Below are 22,456 nucleotides of genomic sequence, written 5' to 3' on the forward strand. Positions count from 1 at the left end.
CATTCGCCTCTCTTTCTCTTTCCCTAGTATAATGTATGTCTAGTAATCTTCATATTGAATTTCCTTTCAATTACCTTACAATTTTGTAAGGTTACATCATAAATCCAACATATATCCCATTTCACATTATACTCTCGTGCTTATTTTTGGCAAGTCACTATTTACATAAAAACATAATAAAATCTGTATATTATAATTTTATTGGTTTGGTGTATACATAGTTTGCTTTCCATTGTTAATAATAAAAGCTGATTTTGCTTTTATTTTAGTCTTTTCTATTTCTATATCTTCATTTGAGAAATTCACAATAATTTCAATATCTTTTCCATACGAAGCAGATTGCACTAACTTATCTTCTGACAAATATGCGAAGTTCGTCATCTCTTCTTTTACTGCCTTTTTATGAAATTTATTCCAAACTTTCAGATGCTGTGTAATTTCTTGCTTATGCTTATTCCACTCTACTTCATCTAAATGGTACAACGGAGGAACGTTATACAATAATTCGTATAACATACGGTTTCCAACCTCATCTTTTATTTTCAAACTTCCCCATTCCCAGTGGTGCGTTGTAATTACAGCATCATTGTATACTAATTTATATAATGGTACTGAATATACAGGATTTAAATATACTTGTTTATACTCTTCTTTTAACGGTACTTGTTTCGCATATTTTTCTGGAACATTTTGATTCGGTGACCAATATCCACCCACATAATACGGACTTGTTTTGTTCTTCCTCATATCTTCATCGCCCCATTTAATAACTGGCGTTTCAATACCGTGAGCAAATGCAATCGTGCTACTTGCAAAATCATTTCCGCCTTCAGAGCCAACTACCATACCTTTTTCTTGCGCAATATAATCCATTCGTTGTAATCTTGCTTTTAAATCTTGTTCTTGTGTTGTTATATGTTTAGCCGAATAATCATCGTAAATTTCACCTGTTGCATCACAATCAATAAACCATGAATTGTATTTAGGTCCATTTTGTAATATATTGTTCATTCGTTCTTTTACACTAGGAAGAGATAAAGTTGGATTTAATTTTCGCCCTCTACCTAAAAAACCTTGCACCTTTTCTCCATTTCTCTTCGTCACAGTTGCCTCTTCATATAACGATGGATCAGTAAAAGAAGCTGTGTTCCAGTTTTTATCAGCTTTTTCGTGAATAGAATGGTAAGAATCATACGGACCAACTAAATATCCCATTTTCTTAGCTTCTGTCACGAAATCAGGCTGCATATACCCTTGCTCCCAGTTAGGTAACCCAATCCATGCATTGTCTATTCCTGCCGTTTTCATTTCCTTTATAATATCCGTTCCATCTGCCTTCCCCCATTTGCTTACTTCTTCAACCGCATCACCGAGCACCGACTTTAATACATGCTTATTTAAGTTATATAACTCCATCTTTGATAATTGATCTACACCTTCGTTTAATAACTCACTAGCTTTCTGATCAACTTTTAGAAAAATGTCCTCTTTATACAATTCTTTCATTGATAATACTTCATTTACATAACGCAAAATAACATTTTTTTGATACTTATCAACAAAATCTTGTTTACTTACTTGCTCAAATACATTCAGCTCCCCAGGTTCTGAACTATTCTTTTGAATAAGCGCTTTTATATGACTGAACACAGGACTATTTATTTGTTCTCTTAACTTTGGCCAATTTATGTTACTGTCAGACAAACCATTTTGATTCCAAAAATAAAAATGAGCCGCACCATAAAGTTTTTCGATTTCTTTATTTTTTCTAGCCTTTTCTTGTAATGTTTTAAATTCACCTTTTCGAGCGATATGTTCTTTATACAGTTTAGCAATACTGACTGCATCATTATTTGTCACATATAATTGAAATCCATATGTTTTCTTTTTATTTATACTGGGGAATTCATGTATAAACTCAAATCCTATTTTCGGATCCGAATGAAATTTCAATTCATTATTAAACATATTGTTCGCAATATATACAATCGAATATTTCGAACCATTTAATGCAAAAAACTTCATAGAAAATGATTCAGCAAATGAATATGCATCATCCTTTAAAAACTTCTTCCAATTCTCATCATTACTCGGAATTTGCTTCCCTTCCCATAGCGGGAGTGTATAATTTTCAGCTTGTATTTTTGGCCATGTAAAACTTTCTGCACCGTTCGATTCCACTTCAATACTTAAGTGGTCGTTTTTCTTTTCTAAGTTCACCTTTACTTTTTCATCTGGATATTCCCAAGATGTGCGATTCTTTTCTTTTTTCACATTCGATACTTTCATTTTCGGTAACGGTTGTGACGCCTGTTCTTTTACACCATCATGTTCTACCGTTAATGTGAACGTCTCTGGATTTACATCGTACGTAAAATCTTTATACGTCGCTTTCTTTATTTTAGACTCTTGTACAGCATTACTACCTTTTATATCACACCCAACTAAAGTCGAAAATGACATCGTTGTAAGAAGACATATTGCTATCATTTTTTTCATCTTCTGCACCTCCACTACTGAATATACAAGGGCTTTGTTACAGGAATGTGGCAAAAAAATAGAACCAGCATAACGCTAGCTCTGTTTTGGGTATTAAAAATAAATGTATATATATGGACAACTATATAGTCTACTTAATATATATGCAGTACAATAACCGTATTTTTTTCATCCTCACTAATTATAAAAGCAAATCATTCAAAGCTTTAACATGCATTTCTTAACTAAAAAAATAAGTGTATATAATATACGCTAAAACTAGCACTAAAATTACTAGCGCTGTACCTTTCCAATTCATACCACCCGTCATATCAACTGGACTACCCGTTTCAGCTCTGTTGAGCCCATCATGTAAAGAACCGGTAGGATTGTTTTTCAATTCACTTTGCCTTATACGTTCTCTTTTTTCTTCCGGTGACTCTTTCTTCATATGATCCGTTCACCTCCAAGTTAATACACTCTTTACTAAATTATACATTCATATTTTTCTTTTATATGCAAACTTAAAAAATATTTACAACATAAAGAAAGCTAGCGATGCTAGCTCTCTTTATAATCCAATATGTTCTTTCTTATTTACAGTAATCCCTCTATGATCAATTTCTAGCTCACACACTTTCATAGACGTAAATACTCTCGCTAATTGCTCAGCAATTTCTTGACGTTTCTCATACGGCGTTAATATAAAAATAGATGGTCCTGCACCGCTAAGCGCTGTACCGTATGCACCGAATTCTTTTGCACATTTACGAATAGATGGTAATAACGGTACGAGCTCTAAACGATACGGTTCGTGAAAATGATCCCTTTCCATCATTTCCCCTACAACTTCCCATTTCTTTTGACATAAAGCAGCTACTAATACATTACTTATTGCACTAGCCTTAACAGCTTCATGAAACGGAAATACATCTGGTAATACAGAACGACTTTCATCTGTATTTAGCTCTTCATTTGGAATAAGAGAAATTACGCCTAATTCCTTACTTTCAATTCTCACAACCGATACATTCTTTCCATCAAGTGCTCCGATTACAGTTCCTCCTAAAATAGAAGCAGCAACATTATCGGGATGTCCTTCAAAATTTGTAGCAATTTGAACTTTTTGATCAGTCGTTAAGTTCAATTTTCCTAGTTGATTCGCAAGCTCTATCCCAGCCACAATTGCTGATGCGCTACTTCCTAGACCTCTTGTTAGCGGGATGTTACTAGTAACTTCTATTATATGGGGTGATAAAGAAGGACATACTTTACATGCCGTGCTAACAATTAAATTTTTATCGTCTGTCGGAATTGAATCTACAAAGGAATGGATCACTTGCCATTTATCAGACTTCTCTTTTACTACTACATGTAAATACAATGACAAAGCTATTCCTACTGAATCAAATCCAGGTCCAACATTCGCTGTACTAGCAGGAACACGAATACTTAATGGTATCACGACATAATCACCCCTTTAATATGCTCTTTAATTTGTTCTATATTATTTGAAACACTTGCAATATCTAATGTATTAGAAGAGATTGCGATATCAGGATCTTTCAACCCATTTCCAGTTAAAACTGCAACAACTGTTTCTCCCTTTTTGATTTTTCCAGATTGAACATGTTTCATTACACCAGCTAATGAAGCATTTGATCCTGGCTCAGCGAAAACCCCTTCCGATTTTGCTAATAATCTATACGCATGTAAAATTTCTTCATCTGATACCATATCTATTTCGCCGTGAGATTGCTCAGCAGCCTCTACCGCATATGACCAACTTGCTGGGTTACCGATGCGAATCGCAGTTGCAATTGTTTCTGGCTCGTCAATTACATGCCCTTTTACAATTGCAGCTGCTCCTTCCGCTTCAAATCCGTGAATTCTTGGCTTTTTATAACCTTTTTCTTTCTCATATTCACAGAAACCTTTCCAGTACGCTGTAATATTTCCGGCATTCCCAACAGGAATCGCTAAAACATCTGGTGCACTTTGCAACTGGTCACAAATTTCAAACGCTGCTGTTTTTTGCCCTTCAATTCGATAAGGATTCACTGAGTTTACTAATGTAATCGGCTCTTCCGCAGCAATATTTCTTACAGCCTTAAGTGCATCGTCAAAATTCCCTTCTATTGAAATAATTTCAGCTCCATACGCAACTGCTTGCGCTAATTTTCCATGTGCAATCTTTCCTTCCGGTATTACGATAATACATTTCATTCCAAGGCGTGCCGCGTATGCGGCAGCCGATGCTGATGTATTACCTGTCGATGCACAAATGATTGCCTCCGAACCTTCTTCTTTCGCCTTCGCAACAGCCATTACCATGCCTCGATCTTTAAAAGAACCTGTCGGATTCGCTCCTTCATACTTCCCGTATAACTGAATCCCTAATTGTTTTGATATGTTTAATAACGGAATAAGGGGTGTATTTCCTTCCATTAAGCTCACATCTGGTGTGTTTTCATTTACCGGTAAATAAGAAGCATATTGGTTTAATAGCCCTTTATACATATTGTTTTTCCTCCTCAATAATGTAGTAACTGTTTATTTCACTTGCGACATCTTCTATTGCCCCTAAAACTCGTTCGAATTGATACTTTGAAGTTTGATGTGTCACAACAACGACTTCTGCAAGTTCACGATTTAAAGGTAATTGAATTACTTCTTTTAAACTTACAGAATAATTAACGAAACATTCTGTTATTTTTTGTAACATCCCTGGCTCATCTCGTAATGAAATACGTAAGAAGTATTTCGAAACGACTTCTTCATCCCCTTGTAATTCGTATGGCTCTGGTTCTTTTAACACACTTTTATTTTTCGGAACTTGATTCATATTTTTAACGATTGAAATAATATCACTTACTATTGCAGAACCAGTCGGCAATTTACCTGCTCCAGGTCCGTAAAACATCACTTCTCCTACCGCTTGCCCGTGAACATACACTGCATTAAATTCATTATTTACATTTGACAATGGATGATGACTTGGTAAAAGTGTCGGTTCTACACTTAAATGAATAGCTGATCCCTGTTTCTCTGCTTTACCAATTAACTTCATAGTAAACCCTAACTTTTCAGCCATTTGTAAATCTTCTTTTTCTACCTTTCGAATCCCTCTTACTTGCACATCATCCAAAGAAACATTCATCGAAAAACCTAAATTTGCAAGGATTGCTACTTTTCTCGCTGCATCTAATCCATCTACATCCGCTGTCGGATCTGATTCTGCGAAACCTAATTTTTGCGCTTCTTGTAAGGCCTCTTCATACGACCATCCCTTTTGACTCATCTTTGTTAACATATAATTTGTTGTTCCATTTACGATTCCCATTATTTTTTCAATTTGATCTGAAGCTAATCCGTCTGTTAGTCCTCTTAACACTGGAATACCACCGGCTACACTTGCTTCATAACATAAATCACAATCATTATCGTTCGCCAGTTGCAAAAGCTCTGCACCGTATACAGCCATTAAATCTTTATTTGCTGTCACGACATGTTTCTTATTTCGTAAAGCCTTAACAATATGCTGCTTCGCTTCTTCAATTCCGCCCATTACCTCTACTACAATATCAATATTTGAATCATTTAGAACTTCATCAACATGACTTGTTACTACGATTCCATCGATACAAACATCACGTTCTTTTTCTAAATCACGTACAACGACTGTCTTCACCTTCACTTCATACCCTGTATCAAGTGCAATTTTTTTATAATGTTCTTTCAAAATATGGACAACACCACTTCCGACCGTACCTAATCCTAACACCCCTACATGAATAACGTTATTCATCTTCTAATCTCCTCCTACAATTTTATTATTTATCTTTACCAATCACCTTGCTCTGCTTTTTAATCATGCAGGTGGTGGTTATTTCCGTACGTACAAATCGTTTCATGTTACTGCACCTCCTTTCAAAGTAATAAAAAAACACACCCATCCCTAGGAAAGGGACGAATGTGTTTTCGTGGTTCCACCCTTGTTCCAACCTAGACATATTTCTCCCTAGATTGCTCAAGTTCAGATAACGGCTGATTCCGTCAATAATTACTAGATTGCTCGTTCACTATTGAAGTTCAAAGGTGGTAAAATCATTTCTCGTGTTAGGAAGCTCACACCCTTGGCTTCCCTCTCTGTAAACCGTAAAAATGATTTCGTGTCCTTATCGTTACTTTTTCGTTCATGTTTATTTGTTAACTCATTATACTCGCATAAAAAACAAAATCAATACTATTTTTAAATTATTTTAAATTTTCAATCTCTAAAACTATAAAAAAACACACTCATCCCTAAGAAAGGGACGAATGTGTTTTCGTGGTTCCACCCTTGTTCCAATCTAGACGTACTTCTCTCTAGATTGCTCAAGTTCAGATAACGGCTGATTCCGTCAATAATTACTAGATTGCTCGTTCACTATTGAAGTTCAAAGGTGGTAAAACCATTTCTCGTGTTAGGAAGCTCACACCCTTGGCTTCCCTCTCTGTAAACCGTAAAAATGATTTCGTGTCCTTATCATTACTTTTTCGTTCATGTCTATTTGTTAATTTATTATAGTTATCAACTTTTTAAAAAGCAAGCCTATTTTTACTAACTATTTTCAAAAACTTCTTTTATTATATTTTACAATAGCGTTATTCATCTACAGATCGATTTACCTACTTGTAATTTTCTCTACTTATAAATTAACAGTTTATATATAAATATCCCATTTTAAAACACATAGATACTCACCAAAAAATATATTAATATAATTTTGTTAATACAATCTTTTCGTATAACTTTCTTCTAAAGAACGTGCAACATCTTCTTCTGAAGCATTCACTTTTGCATGCTCCAGCAACATTTTTGCTGCTGAAGGTAACTCTTTTTTATTTAACCAAGATTCTGGATCCCACATTTTTGAACGAATAAAAGCTTTTGCACAATGGATATAGCATTCCTCTACCTCAACCACAATTCCAAGTAACGGATTGCGTCCATTTACCTGCATTTCTTGCAAAATTTCTTCGTCGTTTGTTATATACGCTCGGCCATTTATTCTGAGTGTCTCCCCAAGGCCTGGGATAAAAAAGATTAATCCTACACGTGGATTGGAAATAATATTCAAAATGGAGTCTATACGACGATTGCCTGGTCTTTCTGGAATGATAATTTTATTATTATTAAATACGAATACAAATCCAGGTGCATCTCCTCTCGGCGAAGCGTCACACTCTCCTAATTTATTTGCAGTAGATAGTACTAGAAAAGGAGATTTAGACAGAAAATCCACGCAATGGTGGTCTAATGATGAAATAACCTTTTTCAAAGCTCGCTCACTTGGTTCCCCTAATATTTTCCGTAATTCTACCTCAGTTGAAATAATCGATTTTATTTCCTTACTCTCTATTCCCACTAATACCGACCCCTTTTTTCTTTATTTTCCCAAAATTCAATATAAATATTGTATAATAAAGTTTGCAGAAAGGGGAATTAAAATGACAGAGTGGTTAACGATATTTGATTCTGAAAGAAATACACTTGGGAAGAAATTACGTGATGAAGTGCATCGTGACGGTGATTGGCACGAAACATTTCATTGTTGGTTTGTAGAAAAAGATGCTGAAGATATGTTTTTATATTTTCAATTACGCTCTAAAAATAAGAAAGAAGCTCCACTTATATGGGATATTACTTCAGCTGGACATATAATGCATGATGAAGATGTACAAATTGGCGGTCTTCGTGAAATTGAAGAAGAATTAGGCCTTTCCTTTCAAACGACTGATTTAGCATACAAAGGAATCTTTACAATAGATTATGAAATTTCAAATCTTACGGATCGCGAATTTTGCCATATGTATTTTCACAATGTCATCGATTCACTTCCATTCGCACCAGGTGAAGAAGTAGACGATGTGATGAAAGTACATACAACTTCTTTTCTACAACTATTAAAAAGAGAGATTTCATCTTTTACAGCTATTTCTGTTTTAAACAATAAGCCGATAACGATAACATTTGAAGATATTTATCCATATGATATTGCATACTATGAATTTGTTATAGAAAAAGGAAAAGAGTTAATAAAAAATAATAGTTTGTAAATAAAATAGGACTCCCACATAATATTGCGTGGAGTCCTATTTTTTCATTATTGTTCAAGTATTTTCAATCTACTCTCTACTTGTATAAATAAACGAACGATTAATAACAGCATAACTATCATAATCGCTATCATTGTATGTGGATATCTAAACAGTATACTAATAACACTTCCAATGAACATCATGATGAATCCGTTTTGCTTCATCACGTCTGCACTATACCTATTACCTGCATCCCATAATTTTTTATTTTTCATAGATCGTTTCGTACGATAACCATATGCCGCATTAATATCTGTCGGTGGATTTTTTTGAAGGATAATTGCCGCAAATATAAATATAATACCTATTAAAATACTCATTCCTATGTTTATTAGTGCATATATCAATTATATCCCCTCCTAACCTACACCTTCATTATACGACATAATCCTGTTTTCCCCAATTTATAACACATTCATTTTCTTTCTTTTGATGTCTGGAACATACTTGGAAGTGTTACAAAGCGCGCCCCTTTCGTTTTTAACTGCGGAATAATTTTGTCTAGCGCCTCTACGGACCCTTGCAAATGCCCACCTGGAGTTGAATGCTGAAGTATGACACTACCAGGAAATGAGTTCCCTAACACGTTATTTGTAATTGTATCAGCACTTACACCTTTCCAATCAACCGTGTCAACACTCCACTGTACAATCATAAAATTTTGCTCAGTTGCCCACTTCAATTGATCTTCAAGTATTTCACCATACGGTGGGCGAATAAATTTCGGTGCATACCCAGCTAAACGATTTAATATTTCTTCTGTTTTTATAATTTGATTACGGTACTCAGCATCATTTACTTTCGCTAAATTTGGATGACTATACGTATGATTGCCAATTACATGCCCTTCATTCGCAATACGCTTTACGACATTCGGAAACTTTTCTGCGTTTTCACCAAGTAAGAAAAAAGTAGCTTTTACATTATGTTGTTTTAACTTATCTAATATTTTTGGCGTAAATTCTAAATCCGGCCCGTCATCAAATGTAAGTGCGACTTCCGCTTTATTGTACGGTCCTGAAAATGCGTACGCATATTTTTCGACCCAAGAAAATGGTGTCCACGATCCACGTTCATCTGCTTTCATTTGTACTTCATAGCTTTGAGGGATATATGTGTATGGTAATGTTCTTATATAATCTCCGTAATAAAATAAGTTATATGGCATATAGGCATACGAAACATCTCGTTCTAGCCCCCATTGATATGGAGCAAACCCTTCTGGTGAATAAAAATAATACATAATAAAAACCTCCCTAAAGTTTCATATGTGATTCATCTGCACTTTGTTAGAGAAATTGTTATTCATAAACAAAAATAAGACTGTCCGTCATTTGGACAGTCTTACTGCTGACTATTATTAATAAATTGATGTACTATCTTTCGGTAAAGCTTTCACATGTTTTAAATAACTTGTCACTCTGTCATCATCACCTTGCGGGTACGGATATCCATAAGCGTTAGCAATTTCGTTCGCCACTTCCCTAAATAAATTACCCATGACAAAGAATGATTCCCATATGTTTTCATATTCTGCATTAGAAAATGTCCTCTTAAATTGCACCCACATATCTTTTTCAATATATTTCTCGAAATGCTTTCCAAACTTCCCTGCATTAACTATAAAATCTGTTTTCATACCAATATGCCATTCTAGCATTACAATTAACATATCTCGCACTGGGCCATCAAGCATCCCTTTCACATAAGAAAGTTCCTCTCGCCATAACCCTTTTGCCACATTCGTACTACACCACCAAAATTCATTACAGCAATCCAAAAACTCTTTTTCTGTAGGCTTTTTTATTAAGTAATCCTTATCGCTTGCTGGCGGAAATCCTTCCATACAATTATCTTTATCAAGAAGTAATTTACTTAAACTATCTTGTCTAACGAAATTATTTATTAATTCAACTGGGACTAGTGTTAAATCAATCCGATTTCCATCCATGAACTGCATTAAATACGGAAACTTCCCGTCTTCATCTGCTGGAATTAATGACATTTCTTCCGGCATTTGTACAATCATTATTTCTCCAAATCTATAAATCCAATTATGATTAGACGTAAAAGATCGTATATCTTTTACAGCGTAAATAATATCAAAGTCTTGAAAACAATCTTTTTTCACATTCGGATTTACACGTGATCCGTTCATAATAACTGCTCGGATTCTTTCATCCTCTTTTGCTGTATTCATAATTAAGTCTATCATTTCTTTTTCTGTTCTCATCTACTTATAGCCTCCAATTTTTTAATATATAATATAGTGCTATGTATAACTGGAGGTCCACGAGCTAATCTCGTTATACACGATACATGTTATAATTTTTCAAACATCTTTTTCATTCTATTTATCTCCTTTCGTTATTCTTTTACGACCGCCATTATAAATCCATCGTACCCTTTACTACCCACCGTTTGAAGCGCAGTAGCACTTACACGTGGCTCTGTAGCTATTAATTCATAGAAACGACGTATCCCTTGTACGCGAGGGTCATTACTCGTATTGTCAATAACTTCTCCTTCACGTACTACGTTATCTCCAATAATTACAGTCCCCGGACGTGATAGTTTCAGTGCCCATTCAAAATAAGCGGGGTTATTTTGTTTATCAGCGTCTATAAAAATAAAATCAAAGGGTTCATACTTCTCATTTTCGATTTGCTTTAAAGAATCTAAAGCAAATCCTAATCGTATTTCAATTTTATCAGTCAAATTAGCACGCTCAATATTATTACGTGCAATTTCTGCATGTTTTTCACTCGCTTCCAATGTAACAACTCGTCCTTCAGATGACAATCCTCTTGCAAGCCATATCGTGCTATACCCACCTAGAGTACCAATTTCTAAAATGTTACGAGCCCCTTGAATTTGTACTAATAGTTGTAAAAACATCCCTTGCGTTGGCGATACATCATGTGCTGGTAAATTAGCTGTAGCATTAGTTTGAAGTACTTCTTCTAATGTAGAATCTTTCGGTATTAATATGTCACTCACATATTGATCAACGGCCGTCCATTTCTCAACCATACTCATGAAAATACCATCCCTTCAATTTTCCAATGCATTTCAACTATTCACTTTCGATTATACCGAAAATTCTGTCTCATATACAAAAAATAAAAAGGGACATCTACTTCATTACAAAATAGATATCCCTTCGTTTGTTTATACATGTATCCCTTACGGATTAGTAGACCAAAGTCCAGCTGATTTAATAAATGTACGTTTATTTAATTTCAGCTGCGCTACGATAAACTCTGCAATATCTTCTGCTTGCATTACTTTATCAGGATTTCCATCAGTTAATCCTAAATCTACAGCCATGTCAGTTGCTACTGTACTTGGAGTTAAAGCAGTTACGCGAATGTTATGTTTACGAACTTCCATCGCTAACGATTCTGTTAAGCCAAGAACACCAAATTTAGAAGCACTATATGCACTTGTTACAGGTGCACCTTTTTGTCCTGCTGTAGATGAAATGTTAATGATATCACCAGATTGTTGTTCAATCATGCTTGGTAAAGCTGCACGAGTTGCATAGTATACACCCATTAAGTTTACTTGAATGATTTTTTCCCAATCAGCAACGTCTAATTCTAAAAACTTACCGAACTTAGAAATACCAGCGTTATTAATTAAAATATCGATAGATCCTAAACCGTTTTTTAATGTCTCAATCGCAGTAGTCACTTCTTCGTATGAAGAAACATCAGCAGTTGCAATAACAGCTTTTACGCCTTCTGCTTCTACTTCTTTCGCTACAGCTTTTAAGTTTTCTTCTGAGCGAGCTAAAAGACCTACATTTACGCCCTCTTTCGCTAATGCGATCGCTACAGCGCGACCAATCCCTCTACCTGCTCCTGTAATTAAAGCATTTTTGCCTTGTAATAATTCTGCCAAGTATAACACTCCTTAATCATCTCAGTTATGTATTATATTAAAATTGTATCTATGTTTATGTAAAAAGGCAATGATGCACTTTCATGTGCGTAGGTTACTTGTAGGTAACTATAGAAATTTTTTATTTATAACTCTCATGTTTTTCCATAATTCATGTAAAATAGAAATAAATTCCACATAGGAGAGTGTTTGTGTATGAAAAGAAAAAAATGGTACTTGTTACTATCTGCAGTCGGACTATTTAGCATATTTTTGGCTATGTACTTTATATTTGGTAATCCATTACATTATAAAGTAATAGAAAAAGATACTAACGAATATCTCCATACTATAAAAGGATATAAGCAAAAAGAAATACAAAGTATAGCCGGAAAATATACTCCCCTTTATAATATCGGCTATTATGCAGAAGTCGTATATAAAGACGAACCTTATTTTACATACTCTTATACATACGATAATAATAAAAAAATAATACAAGACAATGGCATTTTAGGAAGACATACTGAATCATTTGAGCATCTTAATTTAAATTGGTCACTGTTCGATTAACTAATACAAGGGATTCATACAAACTTACAAGAAAGAGGTTTAAGTGAAAAAAGGGATTATTCTATACGACACGTTCATTTCATTGATATAGATGATGATAAAAACGGTGCAGAAGCATACGTTGACTTTAAAAAAGATAAAGAATCTGATTATTCATACCGTATGAATAACGAAGGAAAAGCTTATCAGTATAGCTGCAGTAATGGGAAATGTATTTTTAAAGAGAAATAGTGTTAGAAGGATTCCCTCCTAACACTATTTCTCTTCATGATTTGGAATACAAACAATAAATTCCGTCCCATTCCCTTCCTCACTCTCAACTTTTATTTCCCCCTGATGAAGATCGAGTACTTTTTTCACAATCGCTAAACCTAAACCACTTCCTCCATAAGCACGATTTCGTGAAGAGTCCGCTTTATAAAAACGCTCAAAAATATGTTGCTTCTGTTCTTCGGATATACCAATTCCCGAATCGCGAATACGCACTTCCACTAATGTCTCATATTCTTTTAGCTTGATTGAAATCGTACCGCTACTTGGAGTAAATTTAATACTATTATGAATTAAATTAATCCAAACTTGACTCATACTTTCTTGGTCAGCAGTTATATGCACTTTTTCTAAATCAAGGTCTAATTCAATTTCTTTCTCAGCCCAAAGCGGTTCACTATTTAATACAATTTGTTTTAACTGTTGATCTAATCGATAAGTTACTCTTTCTGGTGTATATTCTTCCGACTCTAATAGGGTGAGTTTCATTAAATTTTGACTTAGTTTAGATAATCTCGTCGTTTCTGTTTCAATAATGGTAAGATAATGCTCTCTTTTTTCCTCAGGAAGATTAGTATCTTGTAGTGCTCTAGCAAACCCTTTTATAGAAGTTAATGGTGACTGTATTTCATGAGAAACATTCGAAACAAATTCCTGGCGCATTTTCTCCATCGCATTCAGTTCATCTGTCATATCGTTTATACTTTTTACGAGCACACCAATTTCCCCATCATATTTCTCTTCATTTCGTATTTTTACCGAGAAGTCCCCTTTTGCAATTTTTTGTATCGGTTCAATAATAGTCCAAATCATCGCCTCTCGCTTCGGTCTCATTAATACTGCAATTAATATCCAAAGAAGAATCATAAATATAAAACTGAGTATGTCACTAATGAGGTAAATAACAAAAGAAGATAAATGTATTGCAAGGGCATCCAATATACTAGATGATACATAAAATGCTGTAGACCAAATAATAGTAAGAAAAGAAAAGAGTGCTATTATCGCTCCCGTTACTTTCAGCATCTTGAATTTACTCATTCGTTCTCTCTTTCTCATTTACTTACCTCTAAGCGATATCCTAAACCCCTTATTGTTTTAATACTAAATTTCGACTTCTCTTCTTGAAACTTCTCACGTAACCGATTTATATGAACGTCTAGTGTGCGTTCATTCCCTTCAAAATCATATCCCCATACATCTTCAATTAATTGCTCTCTCGAACAAGTTCTCCCCGCTTTAGAGCCTAAAGTAAAGAGCAATTCGAATTCTTTTAACGGTAACGTAACCGTTTGTTCTCCAATTGTAACTTCAAATGTTTTACGATTTAACAGTACAGTTCCAACTTGAATTGATTGCGACACTGTAATTTGGTAACGTTTCAATAACGCCTTAACCCTCACTACTAGTTCTATCGGATCAAATGGTTTTACAAGATAATCATCCGTACCAAGATGAAATCCTTTTACTTTTTGAGACGTTTCCCCTTTAGCAGTTAACATCAAAATCGGAATATCATAGTATTTTCTTAATTCAAAACATACATCAAATCCATCCATATTCGGCATCATGATATCAAGAATAACCATATCAACTTTCACTTCATTTATTTTTTGAAGTGCATCTAGACCATCAATTGCCTCATATGTTTGAAAACCTTCACGCTCTAAAAATACAGAAACGAGTTCTCTAATATGCGGATCATCGTCTACTATTAAAATGTTAGGTATCAAAGAAACCATTTCCTTCCTAATTAGCATCCTTAACAAAACTTTTAAAAATGAATAATCAGTGGAGTACAATCCCCACTGATTATTCATTTTATAATGCCGCCTCTTTAATTTTCAATTGTTGCGTTGCAAATTCACGATACATGTCATGTGTGCGTAATAATTCATCATGTGTACCACTTCCTGTAAGATTCCCTTTTTCTATAAAGATAATTTTATCTGCATCTACAACAGTAGAAAGTCTATGTGCAATAACTAACGTTGTTCTGCCTTTCATTAAGTTATTTAATGCCTTTTGAACGACGGACTCGGACTTACTATCTAAACTTGAAGTTGCCTCATCTAACATAAGAATTTGTGGGTTTCGAAGTAGAGCTCGTGCAATCGCAATTCGCTGCCTTTGTCCTCCAGAAAGTTTTACACCCCGTTCTCCCACTTCTGTTGCATATCCGTTTGGTAAGTCATGAATAAATGCATCAACATATGCCATCGCTGCTACTTTTTCAATTTCTTCATCTGTTACTTCACCCTCAACACCGTAACAAATATTATCACGAATCGTTCCATCGATTAACGGACTATCTTGTGATACGTAACCGATTTGACGTCGCCATGACGGTAGTGAATAAGCTGTAATAGGTTCTTCTCCTAATTTGATTGCACCAGTTGTCGGCTCATAAAAACGTTCTAATAATGAAAATAACGTCGTTTTCCCGCTACCACTCGGTCCTACAATCGCTGTTACTTTACCTGATTCAATTGTGAAATCAATATTCTTTAACACTTGCTCTTCTTCGTTATACTCGAAATATACATTTTCAAGAACGATTGGCTGCTTAGCATTTGTGACGTTCACACCAGTTTCATGATCTTCTACTTCATATTCTAAAATGGTATAAATTCTTTCCGTTGCACCAATCGCCTTTTGGAATTGTGTAAAGAACATAGATAATTGACTCATCGGCATTATAATTTGAACTAAATATAAAATAAACGCTACAAGTTCTCCAGTTGTTAATGCACCGCTAGAAACTCGCATTCCACCATATCCTACGATAATAACAAGTAATGCCATTAAAACAAACGACATAACTGGTGAAATTAATGCTTGCACTTTTCCCTCTTTCAAACCAAATTGCAATAACTTCTCAATACCTTTATTTCCAGTTTCATATTCTCTTTTTTCTGTGTTTGAAGATTTCACTAAACGAATTTCTGATAATACTTGTGTTAGCACACTTGTAAAAGAAGCTGTTTCATCTTGAAGCGCTTTTGAAATCTTATACATTTTTCTGCCTAGTGGAACTAAAATCAGTACTGATAATGGAATAACCGTTAAAAGTAAAAGTGTCATTTTCCAATCTAAAACAAATAATACAATTAATGATCCGACGATTGAAATACCACCTGTTAGTAAGTTTGACAAATGCTCAGAAATTAATGTCTTCACAACACCTGTATCATTTGTCATGCGGCTAATTGTATCGCCTGTTCTATTTTGATCATAATAAGATACTGGCAATATAAGTACCTTTTTCCACAAACGTTCTCTCAGTCCAGCTACAATCTTCTGTCCTATATAATTTAATAAATATATAGACAATCCTGCAGCTATAGTTTGCATAATAAAGAATGCAACTAATCCAACAATTTGTCCTGTACTAATTGAGGAAAGCGAAAAATTATCTACTAACCCTTTTGTTAACATCGGAATAAATAAACTTGCTCCCGTAGAAAGCAAACTCATTAATAACGCAAAAACAAGAATCCCTTTCGGAGGTTTTGTATCTTGAATAAGGCGTAAAAACTGCCTCCAATTCCCCTTTTTCTTTATTTCATCTCTAACTTCCATTCATGTTCATCTCCTCGTGTTAAACAAAACTGTTCTTTCTAAAAATAGAATACAATACAAATGTAAACTGAATGTAAACACACATTTTGTATTTTTACAAAATATACATAAAAACTCATCTTTACAACAGATATAAACATCTGATATTATTACCTGGTACTTAATATTATTCTATGTGAATTATAAATAACTAATTTAAAATACTATATAAATCTCCAGTTATTGAAAGGAGTATCCTTTTTGCAAACAAATATACATTCCGAAAAGGAAACAATCATTTTTATTCATGGATTAGTTGGTAATCGTCGTGCCTTCAAAAAAGAGCATAAACGATTTTCAACCTCCTACAACATTATTACGTATGATTTATTAGGTCACGGCGATGATAAAGGTGAAGCTATCGAATTTTCATTACAGCGCCTCGTTGATCAATTATTGAATTTATACGAAAAAGAAGGCATTCAAAAAGCTCATATTTGCGCTTTAAGCTACGGCTGTTATATCTCTACCATTTTTGCACAAATGCACCCAGAAAAAGTATTAAGCATTTGTCATATTGGTGGACATTATAATAATCCTTCTCTTTTATATAGCGTATTTCAAAAATTTTGGGAGAAACGAGGAGAGGATTACTCTAAATGGCTCTCTCAATACGCAAATACCATTTTTCCAAGTGGCATACTAAAAGCAAATCCATTCGCAGTCATTTCAAGAAATATTTATTATCGTTTCGGATTGCAATTACATTCATCAATTATTGCCCAATCATTACGACATCGGTTAGAATTCGATTTAAAATCTAAATTAAAATCACTTCCCCACCCTATACTATGGGTAATGGGTGAACATGATCATCTCTATAAATCTTGTCTTTTTGATTTAAAGTCCATTCTTCCTAACGTTTTATATAAAGAAATACCGTTAGCAGGACATGCAGCAAATTTATTTCGCCCTAACTATTTCCATGACTTATACGATCGATTTTTAAACGGGAAGTTAAAGTAAAAACTACTATACTCCCAATTTATTCAACTATAAAAAGGCTTCCCAAGTTTCCCTGGAAAGCCTTTTCTCTATTCGAAAAGTATATAAACTACTTTTTCTTAGTATGCTTTTGTGTAACCTAAAAGGTGCTTGCTCCAGTAAGAGTTGCTTACTGAACTAATACGTACGCCAGTTGCATCAGTTTCTGCACTAATGAATTGACCGTTTCCTAAGTAAACACCCATGTGAGAAGGACCTGATTTATAAGTGTTTTGGAAGTATACTAAATCACCTGGTTGTGGATTGCTAGTTTTTGTTTTAGAGCTCCAGTATCCAGCAACTGTTTGACGAGCGCCTTTATGACCAGTTTGATTTAATACGTAGTGAATGAATCCACTGCAGTCAAAACCAGCAGGTGTTGTACCAGCAGTTCTGTATGGTGAACCATTTAAAGATCTAGCGAATCCAGCGATTGAAGATGTATTTCCACCTGTTGTTGGTTTTTGTACGTCTTTAACTGGTTGTTGAACGTTATTCGTAACGTTGTTTACTCCGCCTTTTACAAACTTAACGAAGTCTGCACTTACGTAACCTGTGCGGCCGTTATGGTTAATTTTGTACCAACCATTTTCAGCGCCAGTAACGTTTAATACTGTACCGTTTGTTACACCACCGATTACAGCGTTGTATGTAGCTGGGCCTGTACGTACTTTTAGAGCACCAGTGTTAACAACATAAGAACCACCAGTTTGAACTGTTGTAGTATTGTTGTTTGTAGTTGGTTGTTGTGTTTGGTTAGATACAGCAGAACCACCTTTTGTTACGAAGTCTTTGCTTACATATCCAGTTCCACCATTGAAGTTGATTTTAAACCAATCTTGTACTTCACTAACAACTTGTACTGTTTTACCTTTATTTACAGAGCCTAATACTGTATGAGATGTACTTGGACCTGTACGTACGTTAAGTGAAGAAACGTTTACTGTGTAAGTACCAGTTCCTTGTTGAACAGTAGTTCCTGTTTTACCACCAGTTGTTACGAAGTCACCACTTACATAACCAGTTTGACCGTTTACAGTTACTTTGAACCAACCGTTTTCTTGTCCAATTACTTGTAGTACTTGACCTTGTTTTACTTTAGAAATAACGCTATGTCCTGTACCAGCACCTGAACGAACATTTAATACATCAGCAGTTACTGTGTATTTTAAGTCAGATTTTGTTTCTACAGTTTTTGTTTCAGTTACAGTCGTTTGAGTTTGAGTTTGTCCATTAATTTCTTTTAGCGCTTCGTTTGAAACTTGTGCTTGAGCAGAATCCATACCTGGAACTGCAACACCTACTACAGAAGCTGCTGCTAAACCTGCAATTACTTTTTTCATAAGTTGTCTTTACTTCCTTTCCCTACTATCCTCTTTAAAAAAACTTATAAACTTAATACTTTACAATATTATCAAAGTAAAATATTCATTAAGTTCCATTTTTTAGCAAGAGTTTTATTTTTCACACAGAGTTCATTTTAAATGAATGAAGTGAAATCCGTGTGAACTTCATGTGAACTTTACCATTAAACTTACTGTTTTTGCAATGCTTTTTTCATATTTCTTATGTATTTCATTGAAAATTCGACATACCATTCATTATCTTAGTAAATATTTTTCTATCCACTTTGAAAAATTCTATTCATCTAACACAATGCAAAGAATGTATTGCTTAGTATAGTTCCTCCCATGAAGCATACTCTTATCATGACAAAAAACACCTTTTTTATCAATAGTATAATATTTTTAGAAAACTATTTTCGATACTATTTATCATTTTTAAAAGATTTGACGTTTTGTAAGATTTAACTTCAAAAATCGTGTTCTAATTTGGCGAAAATACACATTTTATTACCTACTTTTCACTATCTATGGAATTTCCAGGATATTTATATTATCATATATATATTGGCATTTTAATCTAATCAAGTTCTATTTATCCTACACGGAAGCCAATTGAACTTTTACAGATCGATATTGAATTTTAAGATGGAAGTCTTAGTGACCGCAAATAGTGGGATTAAAAAAGGGGGTATATTTATGAAAAACATAATAGATAATACTATAGATAAAAATATAGAACTGTACTATGCTTTTTTTCAATTCGTTTCATGTATCACCTTACAAAAAATATCGACTATTGAAACACGTAAAAACGAATTAAAACATCAGATGAAAAATAACGAGCAAAAAAACCCTTATTACGTATAAAAAAGGTGAACAGATTATATTTCTGTTCACCTTTTATCGTTTCTATATTATTTATAAAATTTCACACGGTTTTCTAATGGTTGGAATTCTTTTTCCCCTGCAGGTACCACTGGTTTACCAAACGGCATTTGCGCAATGAGTTTCCAGCTTTCTGGAACTTCCCATTCTTTTCTCACTTCTTCATCAATTAGTGGATTGTAATGCTGCAATGTAGCACCAAATCCTTCGATTTCTAAAGCTGTCCAAATTGCAAATTGTAACATTCCTGAGGATTGTTGAGACCAAATTGGAAAATTATCTTTATATAACGCAAAGTTTTCTTGTAGTTCTTCCACTACTTGATTATCTTCGAAGTATAAAACCGTTCCATAACCACTTTTAAATGCATTCATTTTTTCTTCAGTAGATGCAAAGTTATTTTCAGGTACAATTTTTCGTAACGTCTCTTTTGTAATATCCCATAACTTATCATGTTGTTCTCCTAACAAGACAACAACGCGAGCGCTTTGAGAGTTAAAAGCTGAAGGTGTATGTTTTACAGCATGATAAATCACTTCTTGAATTTTCTCATCAGAAACTACTTGCTCTTTACTAATCGCATAAATAGATCTTCGGTCTTCAATTGCTGAGTAAAAATCTTTTGCCATCATAATTCCCTCCAATTGTTATTTAAGGCTTTTTCATATGTATACATCATATTCTGCCCCAAAACTTATCATTAATAAGTTTCTAACTTTATACTATCAACAAATAATACTAAACTCAAATAATAGCACTCACATATTTTACCTTTTTATTTCCTACTATTAAAAATAAAAAGGCGATTTATTGTTACTGATAATACGTAACAATAAATCGCCTTTCATATAATGATGATCCAACTCAGTATTTCACTTAATTAACTAAGCCAAATGCATAAGTCATTAGCTTATTTGTCTCTGTAAAACGTTTCGTTTTACCTTTCGTTCCCATTACAACCGTAATAATACGAGTATCACCTTGTTTTGCTGTACCCGTAAAACAATACCCTGCGCTATCTGTGAATCCTGTTTTTAATCCGTCTATTCCTTCTATATATAAAGCTTTATTATTTTTGTTTAACATATCATTTGTACTTATAACATTAATATTATTAAATGCTAACTGACTTTGACGTAAGTGAGTCACTTCTAATATTTCTGGGTAATCTTTTATAAGATGATACGCCAAGTTTGCTACATCAGCAGCTGTCATCTTCGTCTCACTTCCATCGGGCTCCTGTAGTCCTGATGCATTTGCGAATTTTGCATAATCCGACATTTTTAATTGCTTTGCTTTTGCATTCATAAGCTGAACGAAATCTTTCTCCGTCTTTGCCATATGTTCTGCTAAAGCTACAGCCGAATTATTTGCTGATTCAATCATTAATGCATGGAACAAATCTTTAACAGTCAATGTGTCATTCACTTGGACTGGGATTCTTGCCCCTTCTGTTTGTGCCGCTTTCGCACTCATTTTCACCGGATCTTCCCAGCGAACTTTCCCATTATGTACATTTTCTAATAGAAGATATGCTGTCATCATCTTAGACATACTTGCTGGCGCAAAAGCCTCATTTTCATTATGTTGATAAATAATATCTCCATTACTCGCATCAATAATCATAGCTGCTTTTGCATCAACTTCCGGTGGTATATACTTTGGTGGCACTACTTTTTCAGTTAATCCTGTTTTAGGTAGTTCTGCCACTTGTAAAGGTTGTCCCTCTACATTTGTTACACTCTTTTGAGTTCCTTGGAATAAGAACCAACATATCCCTAAAATAATTACTAATAGGATCGTTATCCTTCCCCATTTTAACCGCTTCATTTCAAAACTCCTTTAGCAAACCTTTTATACACTCACATTCAACCATAACAACTTTCCCTTTATATCGTCAAGATAAAAAGTCTATTTATTCATCTATAACAATTATATTTCAATATATTTATGTTACAATGATACTGAAATATAAGAATATTCAACAATAAATTCACGGGGCTAAACTATTTAATAGAAGGGATTCATACAAATGCCACTTCCAAAATCAAAGAATCCCTTTACTAGCTGACTTTGATTGTTGTCATACCCATCCGATGATCACTATGCCTATAGGTGTTCAAGTGAACATGGATGCAACCAATAAGTCGATACATATTTTAGAAAAATGGAAGATATAAAATAAAACTTTAATCAGCCATCACCAATTGGGCTGCCCGGCAAGCAGTGTGATAAAAACTCTTATATTATAGGAAAGAAATATACTGAAC

At 34.2% G+C, this 22,456-nt stretch carries 20 protein-coding genes, 2 pseudogenes and 2 other annotated features; of the genes and pseudogenes, 5 read left to right on the forward strand and 17 right to left on the reverse strand.

The genetic code is table 11. The features are described from left to right. Nucleotides 1-198 precede the first annotated feature (198 nt). From ACVWY7_RS07865 to ACVWY7_RS07890, 6 genes are all read right to left on the reverse strand, one after another. Complete coding sequence (locus ACVWY7_RS07865) at nt 199-2,499, reverse strand: glycoside hydrolase (RefSeq protein ID WP_000738128.1); 2,301 nt, start codon at nt 2,497-2,499, stop codon at nt 199-201. Between the two features lie 220 nt (nt 2,500-2,719). Next, nucleotides 2,720-2,929, reverse strand: coding sequence for a DUF6366 family protein (locus ACVWY7_RS07870; RefSeq protein WP_000712283.1), 210 nt, complete (start codon nt 2,927-2,929; stop codon nt 2,720-2,722). Nucleotides 2,930-3,049: 120 nt separating this feature from the next. After that, nucleotides 3,050-3,943, reverse strand: a complete 894-nt coding sequence (gene thrB, locus ACVWY7_RS07875) for a homoserine kinase (RefSeq protein ID WP_000612676.1) — start codon at nt 3,941-3,943, stop codon at nt 3,050-3,052. Next, complete coding sequence (thrC, locus tag ACVWY7_RS07880; protein WP_000276454.1) at nt 3,940-4,998, reverse strand: threonine synthase; 1,059 nt, start codon at nt 4,996-4,998, stop codon at nt 3,940-3,942. The genes thrB and thrC overlap by 4 nt, the downstream gene beginning before the upstream one ends. Further along, nucleotides 4,991-6,286 (reverse strand): homoserine dehydrogenase, encoded by a 1,296-nt coding sequence (locus tag ACVWY7_RS07885; protein ID WP_001066839.1) that lies wholly within the window; start codon nt 6,284-6,286, stop codon nt 4,991-4,993. The genes thrC and ACVWY7_RS07885 overlap by 8 nt, the downstream gene beginning before the upstream one ends. Nucleotides 6,287-6,440: 154 nt before the next feature. Further along, nucleotides 6,441-6,672 (reverse strand) — a binding site (T-box leader). 115 nt (nt 6,673-6,787) lie between these two features. Next, nucleotides 6,788-7,019, reverse strand: a binding site (T-box leader). 231 nt (nt 7,020-7,250) lie between these two features. Continuing rightward, nucleotides 7,251-7,889 (reverse strand): pyridoxamine 5'-phosphate oxidase family protein, encoded by a 639-nt coding sequence (locus ACVWY7_RS07890; RefSeq protein ID WP_000510750.1) that lies wholly within the window; start codon nt 7,887-7,889, stop codon nt 7,251-7,253. A gap of 82 nt (nt 7,890-7,971) precedes the next feature. On the opposite strand from ACVWY7_RS07890, the gene ACVWY7_RS07895 reads away from it, so the two are divergent. Beyond that, nucleotides 7,972-8,580, forward strand: a complete 609-nt coding sequence (locus tag ACVWY7_RS07895) for an NUDIX hydrolase (RefSeq protein ID WP_000141372.1) — start codon at nt 7,972-7,974, stop codon at nt 8,578-8,580. 47 nt (nt 8,581-8,627) lie between these two features. Here the strand turns inward: ACVWY7_RS07895 and ACVWY7_RS07900 are convergent, their stop codons facing one another. The 5 genes from ACVWY7_RS07900 to ACVWY7_RS07920 all read right to left on the reverse strand — a co-directional run bounded on the left by ACVWY7_RS07900 (nt 8,628) and on the right by ACVWY7_RS07920 (nt 12,528). After that, entirely contained in the window at nt 8,628-8,969 is a 342-nt protein-coding gene (locus ACVWY7_RS07900) for an SdpI family protein (protein ID WP_000638558.1), read from the reverse strand. A 68-nt stretch (nt 8,970-9,037) separates the two neighbouring features. Continuing rightward, nucleotides 9,038-9,865: a peptidoglycan-N-acetylglucosamine deacetylase gene (locus ACVWY7_RS07905; RefSeq protein WP_000291190.1), complete on the reverse strand. Its 828-nt coding sequence runs from the start codon at nt 9,863-9,865 to the stop codon at nt 9,038-9,040. A 117-nt stretch (nt 9,866-9,982) separates the two neighbouring features. Then, nucleotides 9,983-10,855: an aminoglycoside 6-adenylyltransferase gene (locus ACVWY7_RS07910; protein ID WP_001258494.1), complete on the reverse strand. Its 873-nt coding sequence runs from the start codon at nt 10,853-10,855 to the stop codon at nt 9,983-9,985. A gap of 134 nt (nt 10,856-10,989) precedes the next feature. Beyond that, on the reverse strand, nt 10,990-11,661 hold the full coding sequence (locus ACVWY7_RS07915) for an O-methyltransferase (RefSeq protein ID WP_000063117.1): 672 nt from the start codon (nt 11,659-11,661) through the stop codon (nt 10,990-10,992). A 147-nt stretch (nt 11,662-11,808) separates the two neighbouring features. Further along, nucleotides 11,809-12,528, reverse strand: coding sequence for a 3-ketoacyl-ACP reductase (locus ACVWY7_RS07920; protein ID WP_000818985.1), 720 nt, complete (start codon nt 12,526-12,528; stop codon nt 11,809-11,811). Between the two features lie 195 nt (nt 12,529-12,723). Between ACVWY7_RS07920 and ACVWY7_RS07925 the strand changes: the two are divergent. Further along, a pseudogene (locus ACVWY7_RS07925) lies at nt 12,724-13,311 on the forward strand (DUF3139 domain-containing protein). Between the two features lie 24 nt (nt 13,312-13,335). Here ACVWY7_RS07925 and hitS read toward each other — a convergent pair. The 3 genes from hitS to ACVWY7_RS07940 all read right to left on the reverse strand — a co-directional run bounded on the left by hitS (nt 13,336) and on the right by ACVWY7_RS07940 (nt 16,932). Further along, a complete protein-coding gene (gene hitS, locus ACVWY7_RS07930) occupies nt 13,336-14,409 on the reverse strand; it encodes an envelope stress sensor histidine kinase HitS (protein WP_001231494.1) in 1,074 nt (357 codons plus the stop codon). Further along, a complete protein-coding gene (hitR, locus tag ACVWY7_RS07935) occupies nt 14,406-15,083 on the reverse strand; it encodes an envelope stress response regulator transcription factor HitR (protein ID WP_001995448.1) in 678 nt (225 codons plus the stop codon). The genes hitS and hitR overlap by 4 nt, the downstream gene beginning before the upstream one ends. 88 nt (nt 15,084-15,171) lie before the next feature. After that, nucleotides 15,172-16,932 (reverse strand): ABC transporter ATP-binding protein, encoded by a 1,761-nt coding sequence (locus tag ACVWY7_RS07940; protein WP_000453764.1) that lies wholly within the window; start codon nt 16,930-16,932, stop codon nt 15,172-15,174. A 240-nt stretch (nt 16,933-17,172) separates the two neighbouring features. On the opposite strand from ACVWY7_RS07940, the gene ACVWY7_RS07945 reads away from it, so the two are divergent. Continuing rightward, complete coding sequence (locus tag ACVWY7_RS07945; RefSeq protein WP_001194300.1) at nt 17,173-17,937, forward strand: alpha/beta fold hydrolase; 765 nt, start codon at nt 17,173-17,175, stop codon at nt 17,935-17,937. A gap of 98 nt (nt 17,938-18,035) precedes the next feature. Here ACVWY7_RS07945 and entFM read toward each other — a convergent pair whose 3' ends face one another. Next, the gene (gene entFM, locus ACVWY7_RS07950) at nt 18,036-19,298 is read right to left on the reverse strand and encodes an enterotoxin EntFM (protein WP_000755548.1); all 1,263 of its coding nucleotides are present in this window, start codon (nt 19,296-19,298) and stop codon (nt 18,036-18,038) included. A gap of 648 nt (nt 19,299-19,946) precedes the next feature. On the opposite strand from entFM, the gene ACVWY7_RS07955 reads away from it, so the two are divergent. Continuing rightward, nucleotides 19,947-20,168, forward strand: coding sequence for a hypothetical protein (locus ACVWY7_RS07955; protein WP_078387003.1), 222 nt, complete (start codon nt 19,947-19,949; stop codon nt 20,166-20,168). Between the two features lie 47 nt (nt 20,169-20,215). Here ACVWY7_RS07955 and ACVWY7_RS07960 read toward each other — a convergent pair whose 3' ends face one another. Together ACVWY7_RS07960 and ACVWY7_RS07965 are read right to left on the reverse strand one after the other, a co-directional pair. Next, nucleotides 20,216-20,818, reverse strand: a complete 603-nt coding sequence (locus tag ACVWY7_RS07960) for a nitroreductase family protein (protein WP_001991648.1) — start codon at nt 20,816-20,818, stop codon at nt 20,216-20,218. A 244-nt stretch (nt 20,819-21,062) separates the two neighbouring features. Then, nucleotides 21,063-22,016, reverse strand: coding sequence for a D-alanyl-D-alanine carboxypeptidase family protein (locus tag ACVWY7_RS07965; protein WP_000825876.1), 954 nt, complete (start codon nt 22,014-22,016; stop codon nt 21,063-21,065). 212 nt (nt 22,017-22,228) lie between these two features. On the opposite strand from ACVWY7_RS07965, the pseudogene ACVWY7_RS07970 reads away from it, so the two are divergent. Continuing rightward, nucleotides 22,229-22,366, forward strand: a pseudogene (locus ACVWY7_RS07970) (LD-carboxypeptidase); the annotation flags it as partial. Between the last annotated feature and the right edge of the window lie 90 nt (nt 22,367-22,456).

Source organism: Bacillus sp. TE9106W, from assembly GCF_054062215.1.

Bases quoted from the DNA above. Each gene is read 5' to 3' on its own strand.
- ACVWY7_RS07965 (WP_000825876.1), bottom strand. From the start codon at position 22,016: ATGAAGCGGTTAAAATGGGGAAGGATAACGATCCTATTAGTAATTATT.
- ACVWY7_RS07960 (WP_001991648.1), bottom strand. From the start codon at position 20,818: ATGATGGCAAAAGATTTTTACTCAGCAATTGAAGACCGAAGATCTATT.
- ACVWY7_RS07895 (WP_000141372.1), top strand. From the start codon at position 7,972: ATGACAGAGTGGTTAACGATATTTGATTCTGAAAGAAATACACTTGGG.
- hitS (WP_001231494.1), bottom strand. From the start codon at position 14,409: ATGAGAAAGAGAGAACGAATGAGTAAATTCAAGATGCTGAAAGTAACG.
- ACVWY7_RS07885 (WP_001066839.1), bottom strand. From the start codon at position 6,286: ATGAATAACGTTATTCATGTAGGGGTGTTAGGATTAGGTACGGTCGGA.
- ACVWY7_RS07870 (WP_000712283.1), bottom strand. From the start codon at position 2,929: ATGAAGAAAGAGTCACCGGAAGAAAAAAGAGAACGTATAAGGCAAAGT.
- thrC (WP_000276454.1), bottom strand. From the start codon at position 4,998: ATGTATAAAGGGCTATTAAACCAATATGCTTCTTATTTACCGGTAAAT.
- ACVWY7_RS07905 (WP_000291190.1), bottom strand. From the start codon at position 9,865: ATGTATTATTTTTATTCACCAGAAGGGTTTGCTCCATATCAATGGGGG.
- ACVWY7_RS07955 (WP_078387003.1), top strand. From the start codon at position 19,947: ATGGAAGTCTTAGTGACCGCAAATAGTGGGATTAAAAAAGGGGGTATA.
- ACVWY7_RS07910 (WP_001258494.1), bottom strand. From the start codon at position 10,855: ATGAGAACAGAAAAAGAAATGATAGACTTAATTATGAATACAGCAAAA.
- ACVWY7_RS07865 (WP_000738128.1), bottom strand. From the start codon at position 2,499: ATGAAAAAAATGATAGCAATATGTCTTCTTACAACGATGTCATTTTCG.
- ACVWY7_RS07940 (WP_000453764.1), bottom strand. From the start codon at position 16,932: ATGGAAGTTAGAGATGAAATAAAGAAAAAGGGGAATTGGAGGCAGTTT.
- ACVWY7_RS07915 (WP_000063117.1), bottom strand. From the start codon at position 11,661: ATGAGTATGGTTGAGAAATGGACGGCCGTTGATCAATATGTGAGTGAC.
- entFM (WP_000755548.1), bottom strand. From the start codon at position 19,298: ATGAAAAAAGTAATTGCAGGTTTAGCAGCAGCTTCTGTAGTAGGTGTT.